Origin of the sequence: Cupriavidus phytohabitans, from assembly GCF_017815025.1 — a bacterium.
GTDB lineage: Bacteria > Pseudomonadota > Gammaproteobacteria > Burkholderiales > Burkholderiaceae > Cupriavidus.
The window spans coordinates 74,724-96,061 of sequence record NZ_JAGIQB010000028.1; the positions used below are offsets into that span (position 1 = coordinate 74,724).

The window sequence follows — 21,338 nt, forward strand, 5'->3', positions numbered from 1 at the left end:
GACGCCGCTCAGGCGTCACGCAAAGTCGCCAGCGCCGGCTGGCGCAGCACTTCGCGCAGGCCCAGCCAGCCGCCGGCAAAAGCGCACAGCATGCCAGAAACCACGCCGACCGGCACGATCCACGCATTGAAGCGGTACGGGAAGTCGAAGACGAACTGCGACAGCCCCCAGCCTACCGCGATCGCGCCCAGGCTCGCCAGCAAGCCAGCCAGCCCGCCGACCACCAGGAATTCCGCATATTGCGTCTGCCGCACCAGCGCCGCCGACGCCCCCAGCGCCTTGAGCAGGCCCGCGTCGCGCATGCGCTCGTCGCGCGCGCCGGACAGCGCCGCGTACAGCACCGTGACCCCTGCAGCCAGCGTGAAGATAAACAGGAACTCGACCGCCGCGATCACCTGGTCCAGGATGTCCTGGATCTGGCGCAGGATCATGTCGGTGTTGACCACCGTGATGTTGGGGAAGGCCGCGATCAGCCTGTTACCCAGCGCCGCGCCGGCCGCGGGCAGGTGGAACGAGGTGATGTAGGTCTCGGGCATGCCCTGCATCGCCGCCGGCGGCAGGATCACGAAAAAATTGACCCGCATCGAACCCCAGTCGAGCTTGCGCAGCGAGGTCACGCGCGCCTGCACCGCCTGGCCGGCCACGTCGAAACGCAGCGTGTCGCCAAGGCGAATCCCCAGCGTCTTGGCAATGCCCTCCTCCACTGAGGCGCCTGCGTCGGTGCCGGCGCTGCCGTCGGACCACCGCCCGGCGATCACGCGATTGCCCTCCGGCAGCACATTGGTATAGGACAGGTTGAATTCGCGCTCGACCAGGTTGCGCGCGCGGCCTTCCTCGAAGCTGCCGGCCTGGATCGCGCGCTCGCCGATATGGGTCAGGCGCCCGCGCACCATCGGATAAAGCAGGTCGTTGATACCGGCGCCGGCCAGCATCTTGCGCAGCGGCTCGCGCTGGTCCGGCTGGATGTTGATGATGAAGCGGTTGGGCGCGTCGGCCGGCGTGGCGCTGCGCCACGAATCGACCAGGTCGTTGCGGGTCATGCCGAGCAGCAGCAGCGCCATCAGTCCCACCGCCAGCGCCACGGTCTGCAGCACGGTGACGCCGCGGCGGCGCTCCAGCACCGCCAGGGCAAAGCGCCAGCCCATCGACGCCGCGCCGCGCAGGCGTCCGCGCAGCAGGCGCGACAGCAGCGTGAGCAGCCCCAGCGCCAGCAACCCGAACACCACGCCGGCGCCGACGAAGCCGCCCGCGGTGGTCAGCCCGAGGCGCAGGTCGCGCGCCGCCACCAGCAGCAGCGCGACGAAGGCACCCAGGCCGAGCGCGTACGCGACCCACGCCGATACCGGCGGCAGCCCGATATCGCGGCGCAGCACCCGCAGCGGCGCCACGCGCGTCAGCGCCAGCAGCGGCGGCAGCGCAAACCCCGTCAGCAGCACCAGTCCCGCCAGCACCCCCACTACCGCCGGCAACGCCGACGGCTGAGGCAGCGACACCTTGAGCAGCCCGCCCAGCGACAGCAGCAGCCCGTAGTGCGCCACATAGCCAATCAGCACCCCCGCCAGCGCACCGGCCGTGCCGATCAGCAGGAATTCCAGCCCGAACGCGCGCAGGATCTGCCCGCGCGACAGCCCCAGGCACTTGTAGACCGCGCAGGCATCGGTATGGCGCTGCATGTAGCGGCGCGCCGACATCGCGATCGCCACCGCCGCGATCATCGACGACAGCACCGCCACCAGCGACAGGAAGCGCTCGGCCCGGTCGAGCGTGGCGCGCATCTGCGGCTGGCCGGACTCGAGCGACTCGATGCGGGTGTTGCGCAGCTTGCGGCGGCCAATCTCATCTTGCGCCCATTTCTGGTACGCGGCACCGGCGGCGTCGGGGCCGGCCACCAGCAGCCGGTAGGTCACGCGGCTGCCCCAGCCGATCAGGCCGGTGCCTTCAAGGTCCGACAACGGCATCAGCACGCGCGGCGCGAAGTTCATGAAGCCCGTGCCGCGGTCCATCTCCTGCGTGATGATGCGGTCGATGCGGAAGGTGCGGCTGCCGAGCTGCAGCGCATCGCCCACGCTCACGCCGAGCGCGCCCAGCAGCGCTTCGTCGACCCATACCGTGCCCGGCGCGGGAATGCCTTCGGCGGGCGCGTCCGGCGTGCCAGGCGCGTTGGCCACCCTGAGCTTGCCGCGCAGCGGATAGCCGTCGGTCACGGCCTTGAGCGCGGCCAGCTGGCTGGGCGCGTCGGCGCCGGCCGCGCGCGGCTTGCCGCTGGCCGTGGCCATGCTCGGAAAGGTCACCGTCTGCGCCACCGCCAGACCCTGCCGCCCGGCACGCTGCGCGAAGGCGGCGTCGAACGGATGGTCCGAGACCAGCAGCACGTCGGCGGCGATCATCTGCCGCGCATCGCGCTCCAGCCCCAGCCGCATGCGGTCGGCCATGAAGCCGACGCTGGTCAGCGCCGCCACCGCCAGCACCAGCGCGAACAGCAGCAGGTAAAGCTCGCCGGCGAGCCAGTCGCGGCGCGCCATGCGCAGTGCCTGGCGCCAGGCGGAAAACCTGCTGGCTTGCGCGGTGCTCGCGCCGGCGGTGGGACTGGCGTTGGTGGTCGGGGCGTCGATGGCGGACTCGGGGGGCATCGGTTGTTCGGTTCTTTGTTCGTTAATTGTTCAATAATTGTTCAATTAAGGCGCTAAGGCAGTCCCGGCGGTCCCGGCCGTCCCGTCCGCGCGCTGCTGCTGCGCAGCGTGGCATGCAGCCGGCGCACACCGCGCCACAGCCTCGGCAGCAGCCAGATGGCGGCCACCAGGAACAGGACCAGCACCACCAGGAACACCACCGGCAGGAAAAACGCCAGCATCAGGCTACCGGTCGCAGTCAGGTCCTCGGTGAATGAGGCCGCCCAGTTGGAAAACGGTTCCGGCGAAACGTTGATCAGCGCGCGCGTGCCGGCCTTGGCAGCATGCGCGGTGGCGGCCAGCGTGCCGCCGATCAGCCCGGCCGCCACCATCCACTGCGGGTCGAGCTGGCCGAACGCGGCGGCCGCCAGGATCGCGCCGGCGGGGATGCGCACGAAGGTATGGATGCCGTCCCAGACCGAGTCGAAGCCCGGCACCTTGTCGGCGATGAACTCGGCCACGGCCAGCGCCGCGGCCACGCCGATCACCCACCAGGATTCCAGCGGCTGCAGCCCGGGCGGCAGTTCCAGCAAGCCCAGACGTGCCAGCACGCCTGCGGCGAACACGGCGAGGTAAAGACGAAAACCGCTGGCCCAGGACATGCCCGCGGCCAGCGCGGCGGTTTCCAGCATGGTGCTCCTTGCAAGGCCGGGCGCGCGCGGGGCACACGTCCTGGCAAGGAGTGTAATACGACCGCAGCAGACGGGCAGCGCCGCCCGTCATGCCAACCGCAGGCGGCCCGGCTTGCCGCTCAGCTCCCTTCCTTGCCGTCCGGCCCGAACCAGGGCAGCGCTTCCTGTGGCATCAGCACCCCGGCCGGTTCGGCCATGGCGTAGCCGGGCAGCGCCTCGATACGTTTGGCAAACGCCGGATCGGCCAGCAAGGCCATCAGCGCCGCCATCCAACCGGCGGTCTGGTCGTTCTTGCGCAACGCCAGGTAATAGGCCTCGCGCGTCAGCGGCACGAAGGCCAGGCCGTGGCTTTCTGCGTTCATGCGCAGCCCGAAGCCGACCTGGGCACGGCCGCCATGCACCGCTTCGCCCACTTTCTCGTTGCTGAACTCGGTGTCCTCGTAGCCGGCGATCTGGTCCGGATACAGGCCCTGCGCCGCCAGCAGCTGGTCGAACAGCATGCGCGTACCCGAGCTGCGCTGCCGGTTGATGAAGCGCGCCTGGGTGCGCACCAGGTCGCGCAGGTCGCGGATCTCGCGCGCCAGTTCCGGCGCCACGATCAACCCCTGCTCGCGCCACGCCAGGCGCAGCAGCCGTACCGACGCCGGCCGCAGCCACTTGCGCAGCGTCACATGCGCCACCGATCCGGCGGTCTGCACCGGCGACACGTAGAAGCCCGCCAGCTCCGACTGCCGCTCCTGCAGGCAGACCAATCCTTCCACGCTGCCGCAGAAGACGGTGTCGAGTTGCAGCGGCGTGGCCGCCTCCCCCAGCGCTGTGGCCAGCAGTTCCACCGCCGGATCATGGCTGCCTGTGAAGTGCACGCCGGATTGAGGCTGTTGCGCATCATCCAGCTCGGCGATGAACTCCGCCATGGCCTTCTGCACTACCGGGTCGACCGACTCGCGCAAGCGCAGCTCGGCACGCAGCAGCCGCTCGCCAAAGCGTGTCAACGACGCCCCGCGGCCGCGCTCCATGTCGAGCATGGTGCGCCCCAGCATCTCTTCCCACGTGCGCATCACGCCCCAGGCATGGCGGTATGACAAGCCGATCTCGCGCGCTGCGCGATGCAAGGACCCAGTCTCGCGCACCGCCTTGAGCAGCTGAAAGACCTTGTCGTTGGCGCGCGGATTGTCGTCGGGCGCGATGACCGGGAACAAGTCAAAGCGGAAGGTCATATGTGCTCCGCCTCATATTTACTTCTGAAATCCCGCTGAACCACAATGAACACCCCCATGTTTCTTGTCTTTCGTTGCATTCTCCCTGAGAGCGACAGCGAAAGGCAATTATGTCCATCAAAACATAACCAAGAGGGTCACAGCATGCCGCCGCGCCACACCGCCAGCCCGCTCCGCCACCTGCGCCGCACTACCGCCGTCGCCTGCCTGGCCCTGTTGTCGGCCGCGCACGCCGGCGAACTGAAGCTCGCCACCACCACCAGCACCGAAAACTCGGGTCTGCTGAAGTACCTGCTGCCCCGCTTCGAGCAGAAGTCCGGTGTCACCGTCAAGGTGATCGCCGTCGGCTCCGGCAAGGCAATGAAAATGGGCGAGATGGGCGACGTCGACGTGCTGCTGGTCCACGCCCGCAAGATGGAAGACGCCTTCGTCTCCGCCGGCTACGGCGTCAACCGGCGCGATGTGATGTACAACGACTTCATCGTGGTCGGCCCGGCCAATGACCCTGCCGGCGTGAAGGGCGGCAAAGACGTGCTCGCCGGCTTCCGCAAGCTCGCCGGCAGCGGCAGCAAGTTCATCTCGCGCGGCGACAACTCCGGCACCGACGTGATGGAGAAGGAGTACTGGAAAGAGATCGGCATCGAGCCCAAGGGCAAGCCGTGGTACGTCAGCGCCGGGCTGGGCATGGGCGAGGTATTGACCATGGCCGCGCAGATGCCAGGCTACACGCTGTCAGACCGCGCCACCTACGGGGCGTACCGCGCCAAGACGGGACTGGCCATTGCCATCGAAGGCGACCCGAAGATGTTCAACCCGTACGGGATCATCGCGGTCAATCCGGCCAGGCACGCAGGCACCAACTATGCGGACGCGATGAAACTGGTGGAGTGGATCACGTCGAAGGAAGGGCAGGACGCGATCGCCAGCTACAAGGTAGAGGGGGAGCAGCTGTTCTTCCCGAGCTTCATGGCGCAGACCGCGCAGAAGTAAGAAAGACGCCGGCGGGGCATCACCCCGCCCCCGCCTCCAGCCGCGGCAGCTGGGGCAGGTCCGCCGCCACCTCCGCGATCATCCGCCGGATCCACATGATGTCCGGCGCCGCATGGCAGCGCTCGTGCCACAGCTGGTAGAAGCGCATGCGCGGGAACGACACCGGCGACGGCACCATCCGGATTGGCAGGTACTGCGCATAATGCGCCGCGAACTGGCGGCCGGTGGTGAAGACCATGTCGGTTTTCATCAGCACATACGGCACCAGTCCGAAATACGGCAGCGTCACCTGGATATTGCGCTTGTAGCCCTGCTCGGCGAGCGCCTGGTCGATCATGCTGCGCTGCATCGACGCATACGGCGCCGGTGCGAGGTGCGGCATTTCCAGGTAATGCTTCAGCGTCAGCCCCTTGCGCGCCAGCGGGTGCTGCGCGCCCAGCATGCACACCACCTCATCGTCGAACAGCGGCGAGATATGCAGGTGTTCCGGCGGCGACAGCCAGTTGCCGACCACGATATCCAGCTGGCCCTGCTCCAGGTCGTCCAGGAAGTCCGACGACGACGTCATCGGATGCACGAACAGCTTGGCGCCCGGCGCCAGCCGGCGCACGCGCTCGACGATATTGGGCAGGAAGAAGGCGTCAAGGTAGTCCGGCGCGCCCAGGTGGAAGGTGCGCGTGGTGGTGGCCGGGTCGAACTGCTGCGGCGGGCGGGCGATGCGATCCATCGCCGCGAGGCTTTGCTCGGCCAGCGCCAGCAGCTCGCGGCCACGCTCGGTCGGCACCATGCCGTTCTTGCCCCGCACCAGGATGGCGTCGCCGGTGATCTCGCGCAGGCGCTTCAGGGTGTTGCTGATGGCGGGCTGCGACTGGCCCAGGCGCACGGCGGTACGGGTCACGCTCTGCTCGGTCAGCAGGGTGTGGAGCACCCGCAGCAAATAAGTATCGAGATGGTCGCGTCCGTGCATGGCGATGGGCAGCCCTCCGGCGGGGGCCGGATGGGTGGCGTGGGGGATGGGAACGGCGCATAGTGTATGACACGCACCCCACAATCGGTCAAATCCGCATCCCGCTCGGTGCGGCCGGGCACCGACTGGCGTGCCCGCTGATGGCGCATATCACCTGGGCCGAATATTGCAAGAAACGTGGCGATGCTATGTTTCCGCCATCCCCAAGAGAGAGAAGACCATGGAGACGCAAACCATCCGCTTTTTCCACCGCGGCCAGGTCAAGGAAGTATCCGACGCCCCCATTACCCGCACCGTGCTGCAGTACCTGCGTGAAGACGCCCGCTGCACCGGCACCAAGGAAGGCTGCGCCGAAGGCGACTGCGGCGCCTGTACCGTCGTCATCGGCGAGCTGCAGGACGGCGGCGACGTCGAATTCAAGGCGGTCAATGCCTGCATCCAGTTCCTGCCCACGCTCGACGGCAAGGCCCTGATCACGGTCGAGGACCTGCGCCAGGCCGACGGCACCCTGCACCCGGTGCAGGAAGCCATGGTCGAGTGCCACGGCTCGCAGTGCGGCTTCTGCACCCCCGGCTTCGTGATGTCGCTGTGGGCGCTGTACCAGCAGCACACCCCGGGTGGCGAGGCACCGTCGCGCCAGACCATCTGCGACGCGCTGACCGGCAACCTGTGCCGCTGCACCGGCTACCGCCCGATCATCGACGCTGGCGAGCGCATGATGGCCCTGCCCGCGCCGACGGACGGCAAGCTCGACCCGAAGCAGATCGCCGACACGCTGCGCAGCCTCAAGCGCGGCGAGACCTTCCGCTACCGCGCGCAGGGCCAGGATTTCTTCGCCCCGCGCACCGCGGCCGAGTTCGGCGCCATCAAGGCGGCGCAGCCCGATATCCGCATCCTGGCGGGCAGCACCGACGTCGGCCTGTGGGTGACCAAGCAGTTCCGCGAGCTGGGTAACCTGCTCTACGTGGGCCAGGTGGAGGAGCTGAACCGGATCGAGGAACGCGACGGCATGGTCGAGATCGGCGCCGCGGTCACGCTGGAGAAGGCCTATGCCGCGCTGAATGCCGCGCATCCGGAACTGGAAGAAATGTGGAAGCGCTTCGCTTCCCTGCCGATCCGCAATGCCGGCACGCTTGGCGGCAACATCGCCAACGGCTCGCCGATCGGCGACTCGATGCCGGCACTGATTGCGCTGGGCACGGAAGTGGTGCTGCAGCTTGGCGAAACCCGCCGCACCCTGCCCCTGGAAGACCTGTACCTGGCCTACCAGAAGACCGCCATGCAGCCAGGCGAATTCGTCGCGGCGCTGCGCGTGCCAGTGGCGGGGCCCCAGCACTTCCGCACCTACAAGTTGTCCAAACGTTTTGACGAGGATATCTCAGCCGTGTGTGCCGCATTCGGCATCACCGTGCAGGACGGCATCGTCAGCGAGGCGCGCATCGCCTTCGGCGGCATGGCCGCCACGCCCAGGCGCGCGGCCGCCACGGAAGCGGCCCTGACCGGCCAGCCGTGGAATGAAGCCACCTCCCGCGCCGGCATGGCCGCGCTGTCGCTGGACTACACCCCGCTGACCGATATGCGCGCGACCGCGTCGTACCGCAGCCGCGGCGCCGCCAACCTGCTGTACCGCTTCTGGCTGGAAACCACCAGCGCAGCGCTGCCCGCGGCAGCCGTCAATGTCCGTGCGCCCGGCGCCGGCACCATCGCGATCGTCACGGCCTGAGAGAAAAAGGAAAATCGGCATGAACAAGCAAACCGAACCCTTCCTGCTCGACGCCGGCATTGCCGCCGAGGCAGTGCCGCAGGTCGGCATCTCGCGTCCGCATGAATCCGCCCACCTGCACGTGGCCGGCACCGCCACCTATACGGACGACATCCCCGAGCTGGCCGGCACGCTGCACGCCGCCCTCGGCATGAGCAGCCGCGCGCACGCCCGCATCAAGTCGATCTCGCTCGACAAGGTCCGCGCCGCGCCCGGCGTGGTGTCCGTGCTGACGGTGGACGACATCCCCGGCACCAACGACTGCGGCCCGATCATCCACGACGACCCGATCCTGGCACGCGACGTGGTGCAGTTCATCGGCCAGCCGGTCTTTATCGTGGTGGCGACCTCGCATGATGCCGCCCGCCGCGCCGCCCGCCTCGGCGTGATCGAGTATGAAGACCTGGCGCCGGTGCTGTCGCCGGAAGCCGCGCACGAAGCCGGCAGCTATGTGCTGCCGCCGATGCACCTCCAGCGCGGCGAGGCGGCCAGCCATATCGCCGGCGCTGCCCATCAGGACGGTGGCAAGATCCACCTTGGCGGGCAGGAACAGTTCTACCTGGAAGGCCAGATTTCCTACGCTGCCCCGCGCGAGAACGACGGCATGCAGGTGTGGTGCTCGACCCAGCACCCGACCGAAATGCAGCACGCCGTGTGCCATATGCTGGGCTGGCAGGCGCACCAGGTGCTGGTCGAGTGCCGCCGCATGGGCGGGGGCTTCGGCGGCAAGGAATCGCAGTCGGCGCTGTTCGCCTGCTGCGCCGCGCTGGCCGCGTGGAAGCTGATGTGCCCGGTCAAGCTGCGTCCGGACCGCGACGACGACATGATGATCACCGGCAAGCGCCATGACTTCGTGTTCGACTACGAAGTGGGCCACGATGACGACGGCCACATCGAGGGCGTCAAGGTCCAGATGGTGTCGCGCGCCGGCTTCTCGGCCGACCTGTCGGGCCCGGTGATGACCCGCGCCATCTGCCACTTCGACAACGCCTACTGGCTGCCGAACGTGCAGATCGACGGTTACTGCGGCAAGACCAATACGCAGAGCAATACCGCCTTCCGCGGCTTCGGCGGCCCGCAGGGCGCGTTCGCGATCGAGTACATCCTGGACAACGTGGCGCGCAACGTCGGCAAGGATTCGCTCGAGGTGCGCCGCGCCAATTTCTACGGCAAGACCGAAAACAACGTCACGCCGTACGGGCAGACCGTCGAAGACAACGTCATCCATGAGCTGATCGACGAACTGGTCGCGACCAGCGCATACCGCGCACGCCGCGAGGCCACGCGCGCCTTCAACGCGCAGAGCCCGATCCTGAAGAAGGGCATCGCCATCACCCCGGTGAAGTTCGGCATCTCGTTCAACGTGGCCCACTTCAACCAGGCCGGTGCGCTGGTGCACGTCTACAACGACGGCTCGGTGCTGGTGAATCACGGCGGCACCGAAATGGGCCAGGGCCTGAACACCAAGGTGGCAATGGTGGTGGCGCATGAGCTGGGCATCCGCATGGAGCGCGTGCGCGTGACCGCGACCGATACCAGCAAGGTGGCCAATACCTCGGCGACCGCCGCGTCGACCGGCGCCGACCTGAACGGCAAGGCCGCGCAGGATGCCGCCCGCCAGATCCGCGAGCGCCTGGCTGTGTTTGCCGCGCGCAAGGCCGGCGTGGAGCCGTCCGAAGTGCGCTTCAACGACGACCTGGTCAGCGCCGGCGAGCTGCGCGTGTCCTTCGGCGAGCTGGCGCGCGAGGCCTACGTGGCGCGCGTGCAGCTGTGGTCCGACGGCTTCTACACCACGCCCAAGCTGCACTGGGACCAGAGCAAGCTGCAGGGCCGCCCGTTCTACTACTACGCCTACGGCGCCGCCTGCTCCGAGGTTCTGGTCGACACGCTCACCGGCGAATGGAAGCTGCTGCGCGCCGATGCGCTGCACGACGCCGGCCGCTCGCTGAACCCGGCGCTGGATATCGGCCAGGTCGAGGGCGCGTTCATCCAGGGCATGGGCTGGCTGACCACCGAGGAACTGTGGTGGAACAAGGAGGGCAAGCTGATGACGCACGCCCCGTCCACGTACAAGATCCCGACGGTCAACGACTGCCCCGAGGAATTCAACGTGCGCCTGTTCCAGAACCAGAACGTCGAGGACAGCATCCACCGCTCCAAGGCGGTGGGCGAGCCGCCGCTGCTGCTGCCGTTCTCGGTGTTCTTTGCGATCCGCGACGCGATTGCGGCGGTGGGCGACTACCGCATCAATCCGCCGCTGAAGGCGCCCGCCACCAGCGAGGCGATCCTCGACGCCGTGGAAGCGGTTCGCGAAGCGGCAGCGCAGGCTGCCTGATCGCGGCAACGAAGCGATCACAAGGAAGCGCGCGCCCGCGGGCTCCCCGGACTTTCCCCCCGTGCCTGCCTTGACAGGCACGGGGCCGGCGGACGAAGCAGGCGCGCGCCCACCCCGCCCCAGCAAGACCAAGTAATTCCAAAAGGCCCCGACATGCAGGACGCACCGCTCAAACCCTTCCGCTTCGCCGACGCCGCCCGCATGGTGCGCACCGGCGTGCCGGTGGTGATGGTCACCATCGTCGAGGTCAAGGGCTCGGCCCCGCGCGAGACCGGCATCCGCATGCTGGTCAGCCCGAATGATCTGGTCGGGACCATCGGCGGCGGCCACCTGGAATGGCGCGGCATGGATATCGCGCGCGAGATGCTGGTGCGGCATGAGCAGCGCCGCATCGAGCGCATCCCGCTGGGCCCGGCGCTGGGCCAGTGCTGCGGCGGCGTGGTGCAGCTGGCGTTCGAGGTGCTGGGCGAGGCCGACCTGGCCTGGCTCGACGCGGTCGAACGCAATTTCGCCGCGCAGCGCGCGCTGCAGCGCCACGTGCCGGCCAGCGGCGCGGTGACCGTTGCCGACAGCCGCGCCGCCCTGCCCACCGTCGACCTGCAGCCGGACGGCAGCTGGACCGACACGCTGGTGCCGGACGCCATGCACGTCGTGCTGTTCGGCGCCGGCCACGTCGGCCACGCGCTGGTCAAGGTGCTGGCGACGCTGCCGTGCCGCGTGCACTGGGTCGACGAGCGCGACACGCTGTTCCCCGGCGGCCTGCCCGACAACGTCGAGGCCGAGGCCAGCGACACGCCCGAGGCCGTGGTCGCGCAGGCGCCTGCGGGCAGCTATTTCATGGTGATGACGCACAGCCATGCGCTCGACCAGACCCTGTGCGAAGAAATCCTGAAGCGCACCGATTTCGCCTACTTCGGCCTGATCGGTTCCAAGACCAAGCGCGCACGCTTTGAACACCGCATGGCCGAGCACGGCATCGACCCGGCCAGGTTTGCGGAAATGACATGCCCCATGGGGGTTCCCGGGATCACCGACAAAGCTCCGGCTATGATTGCGGTTGCCATCGTCGCCCAGCTGCTCCAGGTTCGCGAACAGCGCTTAGCCGCGCTGCGTGCGGGCCTGGCGGAGGCGGTGCATCCCTGAGAACCCGTGCCGCCGGCCCTGGCCGGCGGGCATAGAGAACACGAGGCCCCCATGACCATCGATGCCGCGCTGGCGGACAAAATCCGCCGTACCCCCAAGGCCGAACTGCATGTGCATATCGAAGGCACGCTTGAGCCGGAACTGATCTTCCGGCTGGCCCAGCGCAACCAGGTGGCGCTGCCCTACCCCAGCGTTGAGGCCCTGCGCGCCGCCTACGCCTTCACTGACCTGCAGTCGTTCCTCGACATCTACTACGCCGGCGCCAGCGTGCTGCTGACCGAGGAAGATTTCTTCGACATGACCATGGATTACGTCAAGCGCGCCGTCGCCGACAATGTCCGCCACGCCGAGATCTTCTTCGATCCGCAGACCCATACCGCGCGCGGCGTGCCGATCGGCGTGGTGATCGACGGCATTGCCGACGCCCTGGCCCAGGCGCGTACGGAATACGACTTCTCCAGCAGCCTGATCCTGTGCTTCCTGCGCCACCTGTCGGAGGAAGACGCCTTTGCCACGCTGGAAGCCGCGCTGCCCTACCGTGACCGCTTTGTCGGCGTTGGGCTGGATTCGTCCGAGAAAGGCAACCCGCCGGAGAAGTTCGCACGCGTGTTCGCGCGGGCGAAGGAGCTGGGCCTGCACCTGGTCGCGCACGCCGGCGAGGAAGGCCCGGCGCAGTACGTCACCGACGCACTCGACATCCTCAAGGTCGAGCGCATCGACCACGGCGTGCATGCCATCGACGATGGCGCGCTGATCCAGCGCCTGGCGCGCGAGCGCGTGGCGCTGACGGTATGCCCGCTGTCCAACGTCAAGCTCAAGGTCTACCCCGACCTGCGCGACCACCCGCTCAAGCGCATGCTCGATGCGGGCGTGGCGATCACGCTGCATTCGGACGATCCGGCCTACTTTGGCGGCTACATGAACGCCAACTGGGAAGCCACCTTTGACGCACTGCCGCTGGATGCCGCCGACGCCCACAAGCTGGCGCGCAACAGCTTTGAAGCGGCCTTCCTGTCCGATGTGCAGAAGGCCGAGTTCCTGGCCGAGGTCGACCACTTCTGGTCGGCCAAGCCCAAATCCCCTTCCGTGACGGCCCCCACGGCCTGAGCGGCGCATGCCAATAGCCCGGCCCGCTGCGTAACGTAACGTCGGCACGCGCGGGCCGGCCACAAGAGACAAACGATGACGACCACCCCCACGACTGAGTCCACCACCCGTGCCATCCGCGGCCGCGTGCTGCATTTCCTGCGCGACCCGCAATTCCATGAGGATGCGTACCAGTATTGGGACGACGGGGTGCTGATCGTCACCGACGGCCGCATTGCCGCCGCCGGCGAGTACGCGAAGCTGGCGGACCGCATCCCGGCCGGCGCCGAGATCGTCGACCACCGCGGCAAGCTGATCGTGCCGGGCTTTATCGACACCCACGTGCACTACCCGCAGACCGACATGATCGCGTCGCCGTCGCCGGGCCTGCTGCACTGGCTCGACACCTATACCTTCCCGGAAGAGCGCCGCTTCGCCGATCCCGACTACGCCCGCGGCGTGGCTGGTTTCTTCACCGAAGAACTGCTGCGCAACGGCACCACCAGCGCGGTGGTCTGGAGCACGGTGCACAAGGCCTCGGCCGACGCGCTCTTCGCCGAAAGCGAGGCGCGCAACCTGCGCATGGTCACCGGCAAGGTGATGATGGACCGCAACTGCCCGGAATTCCTGCGCGACACCGCCGAGACCGGCGCGAAGGACTCGGCCGACCTGCTGTCGCGCTGGCATAACAAGGGGCGTCTCTCGTACGCCATCACGCCGCGCTTCGCCCCGACCTCGACCGAAGCGCAGCTGGCCGCTTGCGGCGAACTGGCGCGCGCCTACCCCGACGCGTTTATCCAGACCCACGTGGCCGAGAACCGCGACGAGGTCAAATGGGTCGCCGAGCTGTTCCCGGACGCGCGCAGCTACCTGGACGTCTACGACCGCTACGGCCTGCTGCGCCCCGGCGCGATGTACGGCCACGCCATCTACCTGGACCAGGACGACCGCCGCCGGCTGGCCGACAGCGGCGCCGCGGTGGCGCACTGTCCCACTTCCAACCTGTTCCTGGGCAGCGGCTTCTACGACTTCCACCAGTCCGACGCCAACCGCCTGAACGTGACGCTGGCCACCGATGTCGGCGGCGGCACCTCGTTCTCGATGTTCCGCACCATGAACGCCGCGCACAAGGTCGCGCGCATGGGCGGCTACTACCTGACCGCGCTGCGCATGTTCTACCTGGCCACGCGCGCCGCCGCCGAGGCGCTGGGCTGGACCAGCCGCGTCGGCAGCTTCAGCGAGGGCTGCGAGGCCGACTTCGTCGTGCTCGATCCCAAGGCCACGCCGCTGATCGCGCGCCGCAGCAACCGTTCGGAGACGCTGGAAGAAGAGCTGTTCGCCTTTGCCATGCTGGGCGACGACCGCTTGATCGACAGCGTGTACATCATGGGCGAGCCGGCGCGCGCGACCGCCTGATCCGTCACATCCCGCACTCCCCTCCGGCACCACCGCCCCCGCCCCTTCGAGGCGGGCGCGCTTTACCGCTTAGAGCGTCCCTCCGGATTGACGCCCGTCAAGAACCCCACCGGCAAAGCCTTCTAACCTTGCGGTTTCGCCATGGCCGGCATGCGCCGGCCTCATTGGCCCACACTATCCGACCGCAAAACCAGAAGGTTCCGCATGACCGCAATCCCAACCACGCCCTCAGCGCATCCCGAGCATGCCGCGCATGCCCGGCAGTCCGCCAAGCCGGGGCGGCTGCCGCTGCCCGAGCCGATCGCCCCGGACGCGCCGTTTCCGTCGCGCAAGGTCATCCGCAGCTGGCTGATTCCGCTGGGCGAGCGCAGCACGCCGCGCGCCCTGGCGCTGTTCGCCTTCGACTACCTGCTGTTCGCCGCCGTGCTAGCCGGCGTGGTGCTGGCCTCGCACTGGATCGCCAAGCTGGCGCTGGGCGTGCTGGCCGGGCTGGTGATCGCGCGCCTGTTTATCATCGGCCACGATGCCTGCCACCAGAGCCTGACGCCACGCCGCGGCCTGAACAAATGGCTGGGCCGGCTGACCTTCCTGCCGTCGCTGACGCCGTACAGCCTGTGGGAAGTCGGCCATAACGTGGTCCACCACGGCTACACCAACCTGAAGGGCTTCGACTTTGTCTGGGCACCCTACTCGCTGGAAGAATTCAACGCGCTGCCGCGCTGGCGCCGTGCGATGGAACGCATCTACCGCACCGGCTTCGGCCCGGGCCTGTACTACCTGGTCGAGATCTGGTGGAGCAAGCTGTTCTTCCCCAGCAAGCGGCAGATGGCCACGCGCCGCCCGGTGTTCGTGCGCGATTGCCTGCTGGTGGCGACCTTCGGCGTAGCCTGGATCGGCGGGCTGGTGGCACTGGCCTTTGCTACGGGCCAGTCGGCCTGGATGCTCGTCGGCGCCGGTTTCGTGCTGCCCTTCCTGGTGTGGAACGTGACCGTGGGTTTCGTGCTGTACGTGCACCATACCCATGCCAGCGTGGCGTGGTACGACACCAAGACCATGTGGGCCAAGGCGCAGCCGTTCGTCTCGACCACTGTGCACCTGCGCTTCCGCCATGGCATCGGCTCCGCGCTGCACCACATCATGGAGCACACCGCGCACCACGTCGACATGAGCGTGCCGCTGTATCGCCTCAAGCGCGCGCAGGCGCTGCTTGAGCACGCGCTGCCGGGCCGCATCATCATCGAGAACTTCTCCTGGCGCTGGTATTTCGATACGGCGCGCCGCTGCAAGCTGTATGACTTCAAGGCGCTGTGCTGGACCGATTTCCGCGGCCGCCAGACCAGCGAGAACGCGCCGGTGCCGGCCTGATCACCATGCCGATCTCGGCGGCTGCGGTGGACGATCCAGCGCCGCCGCGGTTATAATCGCCGCTTCCATTGGGGAGTAGCCGCCCTGCTCTCACCGCGCCGCGCAATGCGGACTTCGGGGGACAGGGGCGTACGTCAACAGACTTGACCGCTTGCGGTTATGGCGTGCGCAGCTCCGGACCCGCCTGGCCAGACTGGCCCAGGCAGCGTCCATGCCTGGCGAGACCGATGACCATGCCTTTCTGGCCGGGCCGGGAAAGGTGTGCGTCATTGGCATCTCGCGATGCATTGCGGCCCGGTTATCCCACATAACAACATGGAAGCCTTCCTCGTCTCCACAGGCATCGTCGCCCTTGCTGAAATGGGCGACAAGACGCAGCTGCTGTCGCTGGTGCTGGCGGCACGCTATCGCAAACCCATTCCGATCATCCTTGGCATCCTGATCGCCACCCTGGTCAACCACGGCTTTGCCGGCGCGCTTGGCGGATGGATCACGCATGTGGTCGGCGAAAGCCTGCTGCGCTGGATCCTGGGGCTGGGCTTTATCGCGATGGGCGCGTGGATGCTGATCCCCGACAAGCTCGACGATGCCGAGCAGGCCAAGCCGGCCAAAGGGGCACTGGGGGTACTGGCCACCACCATCGTTGCCTTCTTCTTCGCCGAAATGGGCGACAAGACGCAGATCGCCACGGTGGCGCTGGCAGCGCGATTCAGCGATGCGGTGGTTGCCGTGGTGGCCGGCACGACCTTCGGCATGATGATCGCCAATGCGCCGGCGGTGCTGCTGGGCGACAAGTTTGCCAACAAGATGCCGATTGGGCTGGTGCATAAGATTGCGGCCGCGATCTTCGTGGTGCTGGGCGTGCTGGCGCTGATGAATATTGGAGGTTGATTTCGGAGGTGGCCGCTGTTGGTGACATGCTGTCGGCCGTTGAACCAGGGCGGTTCAACGGCCGACAGCATGACATCAACAGCGCCCCGCCCAGCAGGGCCGAACCAGGCGCTTCAACGGCCGACAGCATGTCTTAAACAGCGCCTGCAGTGCACAGCCCCAATCCCATAACCGCATCGCGGCGAAAACAAAAAAACGGGGCACAAGGCCCCGTCCAAACCCTCGCCGGTCCAGTAGTAACGGTTGCCAACAACTCAACCCTCCAGACCGTCGATCACCGATGCTCGGATTTCGCGGGCCGGCTCGCCAAGAGCCAGCCCCAATGCTTTTCAACTCAAACCACGATCAATTCGTAGTCTTGGCACCGCCTTCGAACCACTGCCCCAGCAGCGCACGTTCGTCGTCGGTAATCTGCGTCACGTTGCCCAGCGGCATCGCCTTCTGCTGCACGGCCTGCTGGTAGATCAGCTGGGCGTGGGCCTTGATGTCTTCCGGCGTTTCCAGCTTGATACCCTTGGCCGCGGTCGGCATCATCTTCGGCTGCTCGGCGTGGCACTGCACGCAGCGTGCGTTCATCACTTCCTGCACCTTGGCAAAGCTGACAGTCGCAGCGGCTGCCTCGGCACCCTTGGCCACGGCCGGCCGCGGCTGCGGCGCGATCATCACGGCGACCACGCCCAGCGCGGCAACGCCCGCGGCCGGCCACAGCACGTTGATCTTGCCCTTGTGCTTCAGGATGAAGAACTGGCGGATCAGCACGCCCGACAGCATGATCAGGATCAGCACTACCCAGTTGTACTTGTGGGCGTAGGTCATGCTGTAGTGGTTCGACAGCATCGCGAACAGCACCGGCAGCGTGAAGTAGGTGTTGTGCACGCTGCGCTGCTTGCCACGCTTGCCGTGGATCGGATCCACCGGCTGGCCGGCCTTCAGCGCCGCCACCACCTTGCGCTGGCCCGGGATGATCCACGCCAGCACGTTCGCGCTCATGATCGTCGCGATCATCGCGCCGGTCAGCAGGAACGCCGCGCGGCCCGAGAAGATATTGCATGCGACGTAAGCGGCTGCCGCGATGTAGATCGCCACCAGGATGCCGACCAGGCGGTCATTCTTGTTGAACAGGCGGCAGATGCTGTCATAGACGATCCAGCCGATCAGCAGGTACGACACCGCGAAGCCGACCGCCGCGCCAGGCGACATGTCGAACACGTTCTTGTCGATCAGGAACGTGCTGGCGTTGAACAGGTACAGCACCACCAGCAACGCGAAGCCGCTCATCCAGGTCGAATACGACTCCCAATAAAACCAGTGCAGGTTTTCCGGCAGCTGCCTGGGCGCGGTCAGGTACTTCTGCGGGTTGTAGAAGCCGCCGCCGTGCACCGCCCACAACTCGCCGTCGACGCCCTTTTCCTTCAGGTCGGGCGCGGTGGGCTTGGTCAGGCTGTTGTCCAGCCACACGAAATAGAACGAAGAGCCGATCCATGCGATGGCGGTGATGACGTGCACCCACCGCAGCAGCATATTGGCCCAGTCGAGGATATAGCCTTCCATGTCTTGTCTCCTGTTTCCCTATGCCACCGCGTCAGCTGCCGCGGTAGGTCGAGTACGACCAGGGCGAAACCAGGAGCGGCACGTGGTAGTGCGCGTTGACGTCGGCAATGCCGAAGCGCAGCGGCACCACGTCCAGGAAAGCCGGCTCGGGCAGCTTCGTGCCCTGCGCGCGGAAATAGTCGCCCGCGGCAAATTCCAGTTCGTACACGCCGGCGGCGAGGTCGGCGCCTTCCAGCAGCGGCTGGTCGCAGCGCCCGTCGTGGTTGGTGACCACGGTCTTCAGCGTTTCGCGGCGATTGTCGACAATTTTATGGAGAGTAATCGACATCCCTTGTCCGGGCGTGCCGGCAGCGGTGTCAAGAACATGGGTGGTCAAGCGTCCCATCGTATTTGTCCTTTTGCGATTGGGTTGTGAGGGGCGCCGCTGCCTTCACTAGCACCATTTGTGGGATGGTGCCCGCTCGGTACGTCTGGTAACGCATCCCGGCGCTGGGTTGGTGCGTGGCGACAATGCGCCTGCCCGACCCGGTTGGCAATTCAGGGATTTCCCTGAGTTGTCGAAAACCTGAGCTGGTTTTGTTGACAATATTGAGCCACCAACCAAATAATTGTCAACAATTTTCGGATCACCGGCCCCTGATACAGGGGATTACTGGGGATCCGGATCCGACCTGACTGCATGACTGCTGGTGCCAAGATGTCCAAGAGCCTGAAGCTGATTGCCGGTGCCACCGGCGTTTCCGATGCCGACCCCAGCGGGTCCCTGCCCGCCCGGCCGGACAAGCCCGCGCGCAAGGGCTCGGTCGAAGAGCGCATGTACCACGAGATCTACGACGCGATCATGGAGCACCGGCTGCCGCCGCGCACCAAGCTCACCGAGCATTCGCTATGCGAGATCTATGCCACCGCGCGTCACACGGTGCGCAAGGTGCTGTCGCACCTGGCCGCCGACGGCATGGTCGACCTCGAACCCAACCGCGGCGCCTTTATCGCCAGCCCTTCCACCGACGAAGCGCACGACATGTTCGAGCTGCGCCAGATGCTGGAGCGCGCGGTGCTGGAAAAACTGGCCGGCATGCCCGACGTGAAGACCGTGATCGCGCCGCTGCGCAAGATGGTCGCCACGGAGCGCCAGGCCTTCCTGACGCACGACCGCCCCAAATGGATCCGCCTGTCCGCCGAGTTCCACACGGCGCTGGCGGAGCTGTCGGGCAACGCGCTGCTGGTCAACATGATGCGCCGGCTGGTGTCGCGCACCACGCTGATGATCGCCAGCGTGGAAGCCCCGGGCAACAACGCCTGCTCGTTCGACGAACACGAGGAAATCCTCGACGCCCTGGAACAGGGCGATGCCGCGCTGGCCCAGTCGCGCATGGCGCACCACCTCGGCGCCTGCGCCGACCGCGTGCAGCCGGATGAGCCGGGCAACTTCGATCTTCGCAGCGTACTAGGCCGCTCCACCTAGCACGGTGTTCCCGCCACGCCCCCGCAAGAAGAAGGCCGAACGCCCGTTGTCCGCACCGCGCCCAGGCAGTGCAAACAAGAGCGCAGCGACGGCAGGCCGATAACAACAATAGCAACGCAGGCACAAGCATTGCTGGCAACACAACAGGCACGGACGTGGCGTTCCCATCAAACCAAAGGAGAGGAGACGCACCAATGAATTCCGCAAGCACCACGGTCCCCACGGACCTCACCAACGAGCGTTTGCCTTCAGGGCGCCTGCTCGCGCTTGGTTTGCAGCATGTTCTGGTGATGTACGCCGGCACGGTTGCCGTACCGCTGATCGTCGGCGGCGCGCTCAAGCTGCCCAAGGACCAGCTGGCCTTCCTGATCAATGCCGACCTGTTCGCGGCCGGCCTGGCCACGCTGATCCAGGCCATCGGCTTCTGGAAATTCGGCATCCGCCTGCCGGTGATGATGGGCGTGACCTTTGCCTCGGTGGCGCCGATGATCGCCATCGGCACCGACCCCAACGTCGGCCTGCTCGGCATCTACGGGGCGGTGATCGCGTCAGGGATCTTCGGCATCCTGATTGCGCCGATGATGGGGCGCATGCTCGGATTGTTCCCGCCGGTGGTGACCGGCACGGTGATCACGCTGATCGGCGTGTCGCTGATGCGCGTCGGCATCAACTGGGCGGCCGGCGGCCAGCCCACCACGCGCGCGGTGATCGACGGCGTGGCCAAGGAAGTGCCCAACCTCGCCTACGGCGACCTGACCAACCTCGGCATCGCCGGGCTGACGCTGGTGACCATCCTGCTGCTGACCAAGTACGGCCGCGGCCTGGTCGCCAACTGCGCGGTGCTGCTCGGCATCATCATCGGCACGGTGGTGGCGATGGGCATGGGCAAGGTCTCGTTCGAAGGCCTGGATGAAGCCAGCTTCGTCGCCGTCATCACGCCGCTGCACTTCGGCATGCCGACCTTCGAGGTGACCGCGATCCTGTCGATGTGCATCGTCATGCTGATCACGCTGGTGGAATCGACCGGCATGTTCCTGGCGCTGTCTGACATCACCGGCAAGAAGCTGAGCAACGAGGATCTGACCCGCGGCCTGCGCGCCGACGGCCTGGGCACCGTGATCGGCGGCGTCTTCAACACCTTCCCTTACACCTCGTTCTCGCAGAACGTGGGCCTGGTCACCGTGACCGGTGTGCGCTCGCGCTACGTGGCAGCGGCCGGCGGCCTGATCCTGATCGCGTTCGGCCTGTTCCCCAAGATGGCCCACGTGGTGGCCTCGGTGCCGCAGTTCGTGCTGGGCGGCGCCGGCATCGTGATGTTCGGCATGGTGGCCGCCACCGGCATCCGCATCCTGGGCTCGTGCGATTTCAACCGCAATCGCCACAACCTGTTCATCGTCGCCATCTCGATCGGCTTCGGCATGATCCCGACACTGGCACCGACGTTCTTCCAGTACCTGCCCAAGTGGACCAGCCCCTTCACGCATAGCGGCATCGTGCTCGGCACGATCGTGGCCGTGGCGCTGAACCTGTTCTACAACGGCATCCAGTCGCGCGAGGAAGCGATGCGCAACGCCGCCGCCAATTCGCACGGCACCGAGTAACGGTTATATCGAAGTACGCCGCCGGGCCAGTGACTGGCACGCTCATTGCACAGTCAGACGGCGCTTGCGGGCGCCGCGCCCGGTCGGTTTCCCCTGAAGCAAGCAACGACCATGACAACAGAGAACTATCCACGCGATCTCATCGGCTACGGCGCCCGGCCGCCGCACGCCCGCTGGCCGGGCGGCGCGCGCGTCGCGCTGCAGTTCGTCCTCAACTACGAAGAAGGCGGCGAGAACTGCGTGCTGCA

Annotated in this window: 16 protein-coding genes, 1 pseudogene and 1 riboswitch; of the genes and pseudogenes, 11 read left to right on the forward strand and 6 right to left on the reverse strand. The window is 66.9% G+C overall.

The window, feature by feature from the left end; translation table 11 throughout:
- Positions 1-8 precede the first annotated feature (8 nt).
- The 3 genes from J8I34_RS19840 to J8I34_RS19850 form a co-directional block, all read right to left on the reverse strand.
- The gene (locus J8I34_RS19840; RefSeq protein WP_209806768.1) at positions 9-2,630 is read right to left on the reverse strand and encodes an ABC transporter permease; all 2,622 of its coding nucleotides are present in this window, start codon (positions 2,628-2,630) and stop codon (positions 9-11) included.
- Between the two features lie 53 nt (positions 2,631-2,683).
- Positions 2,684-3,301 (reverse strand): DUF4126 domain-containing protein, encoded by a 618-nt coding sequence (locus J8I34_RS19845; RefSeq protein WP_209806769.1) that lies wholly within the window; start codon positions 3,299-3,301, stop codon positions 2,684-2,686.
- A gap of 119 nt (positions 3,302-3,420) precedes the next feature.
- Positions 3,421-4,518 carry a substrate-binding domain-containing protein gene (locus J8I34_RS19850; RefSeq protein ID WP_029044797.1) on the reverse strand — a complete coding sequence of 366 codons (1,098 nt, stop codon included), beginning with the start codon at positions 4,516-4,518 and terminating at the stop codon, positions 3,421-3,423.
- Between the two features lie 144 nt (positions 4,519-4,662).
- On the opposite strand from J8I34_RS19850, the gene J8I34_RS19855 reads away from it, so the two are divergent.
- On the forward strand, positions 4,663-5,508 hold the full coding sequence (locus J8I34_RS19855) for an ABC transporter substrate-binding protein (RefSeq protein WP_029044798.1): 846 nt from the start codon (positions 4,663-4,665) through the stop codon (positions 5,506-5,508).
- 19 nt (positions 5,509-5,527) lie between these two features.
- Here the strand turns inward: J8I34_RS19855 and J8I34_RS19860 are convergent, their stop codons facing one another.
- Entirely contained in the window at positions 5,528-6,475 is a 948-nt protein-coding gene (locus J8I34_RS19860) for a LysR substrate-binding domain-containing protein (protein WP_209775551.1), read from the reverse strand.
- Between the two features lie 220 nt (positions 6,476-6,695).
- On the opposite strand from J8I34_RS19860, the gene xdhA reads away from it, so the two are divergent.
- The 7 genes from xdhA to J8I34_RS19895 all read left to right on the forward strand — a co-directional run bounded on the left by xdhA (position 6,696) and on the right by J8I34_RS19895 (position 16,473).
- A complete protein-coding gene (gene xdhA / locus J8I34_RS19865) occupies positions 6,696-8,198 on the forward strand; it encodes a xanthine dehydrogenase small subunit (protein ID WP_209806770.1) in 1,503 nt (500 codons plus the stop codon).
- 19 nt (positions 8,199-8,217) lie between these two features.
- Complete coding sequence (gene xdhB / locus J8I34_RS19870; protein ID WP_209806771.1) at positions 8,218-10,572, forward strand: xanthine dehydrogenase molybdopterin binding subunit; 2,355 nt, start codon at positions 8,218-8,220, stop codon at positions 10,570-10,572.
- 153 nt (positions 10,573-10,725) lie between these two features.
- Positions 10,726-11,715 carry a xanthine dehydrogenase accessory protein XdhC gene (xdhC, locus tag J8I34_RS19875; RefSeq protein WP_209806772.1) on the forward strand — a complete coding sequence of 330 codons (990 nt, stop codon included), beginning with the start codon at positions 10,726-10,728 and terminating at the stop codon, positions 11,713-11,715.
- 51 nt (positions 11,716-11,766) lie between these two features.
- Entirely contained in the window at positions 11,767-12,822 is a 1,056-nt protein-coding gene (locus tag J8I34_RS19880; RefSeq protein ID WP_209806773.1) for an adenosine deaminase, read from the forward strand.
- A 75-nt stretch (positions 12,823-12,897) separates the two neighbouring features.
- Complete coding sequence (guaD, locus tag J8I34_RS19885) at positions 12,898-14,217, forward strand: guanine deaminase (RefSeq protein WP_029044804.1); 1,320 nt, start codon at positions 12,898-12,900, stop codon at positions 14,215-14,217.
- Between the two features lie 204 nt (positions 14,218-14,421).
- Positions 14,422-15,582 carry a fatty acid desaturase gene (locus J8I34_RS19890; RefSeq protein ID WP_245176017.1) on the forward strand — a complete coding sequence of 387 codons (1,161 nt, stop codon included), beginning with the start codon at positions 14,422-14,424 and terminating at the stop codon, positions 15,580-15,582.
- A gap of 52 nt (positions 15,583-15,634) precedes the next feature.
- Positions 15,635-15,866: riboswitch (yybP-ykoY riboswitch) on the forward strand.
- Between the two features lie 31 nt (positions 15,867-15,897).
- Positions 15,898-16,473 carry a TMEM165/GDT1 family protein gene (locus tag J8I34_RS19895; RefSeq protein WP_209806774.1) on the forward strand — a complete coding sequence of 192 codons (576 nt, stop codon included), beginning with the start codon at positions 15,898-15,900 and terminating at the stop codon, positions 16,471-16,473.
- 345 nt (positions 16,474-16,818) lie between these two features.
- Here the strand turns inward: J8I34_RS19895 and J8I34_RS19900 are convergent, their stop codons facing one another.
- Together J8I34_RS19900 and uraH are read right to left on the reverse strand one after the other, a co-directional pair.
- On the reverse strand, positions 16,819-18,024 hold the full coding sequence (locus J8I34_RS19900) for a urate hydroxylase PuuD (protein ID WP_209775556.1): 1,206 nt from the start codon (positions 18,022-18,024) through the stop codon (positions 16,819-16,821).
- Positions 18,025-18,055: 31 nt separating this feature from the next.
- Positions 18,056-18,409, reverse strand: a complete 354-nt coding sequence (gene uraH, locus J8I34_RS19905) for a hydroxyisourate hydrolase (protein ID WP_029044808.1) — start codon at positions 18,407-18,409, stop codon at positions 18,056-18,058.
- A gap of 312 nt (positions 18,410-18,721) precedes the next feature.
- Between uraH and J8I34_RS19910 the strand changes: the two genes are divergently transcribed.
- From J8I34_RS19910 to J8I34_RS34795, 3 genes and pseudogenes are all read left to right on the forward strand, one after another.
- On the forward strand, positions 18,722-19,489 hold the full coding sequence (locus J8I34_RS19910) for a GntR family transcriptional regulator (protein ID WP_209775557.1): 768 nt from the start codon (positions 18,722-18,724) through the stop codon (positions 19,487-19,489).
- 194 nt (positions 19,490-19,683) lie between these two features.
- Complete coding sequence (locus tag J8I34_RS19915) at positions 19,684-21,090, forward strand: nucleobase:cation symporter-2 family protein (RefSeq protein WP_029044810.1); 1,407 nt, start codon at positions 19,684-19,686, stop codon at positions 21,088-21,090.
- A 111-nt stretch (positions 21,091-21,201) separates the two neighbouring features.
- Positions 21,202-21,338: pseudogene (locus J8I34_RS34795) on the forward strand (allantoinase); the annotation flags it as partial.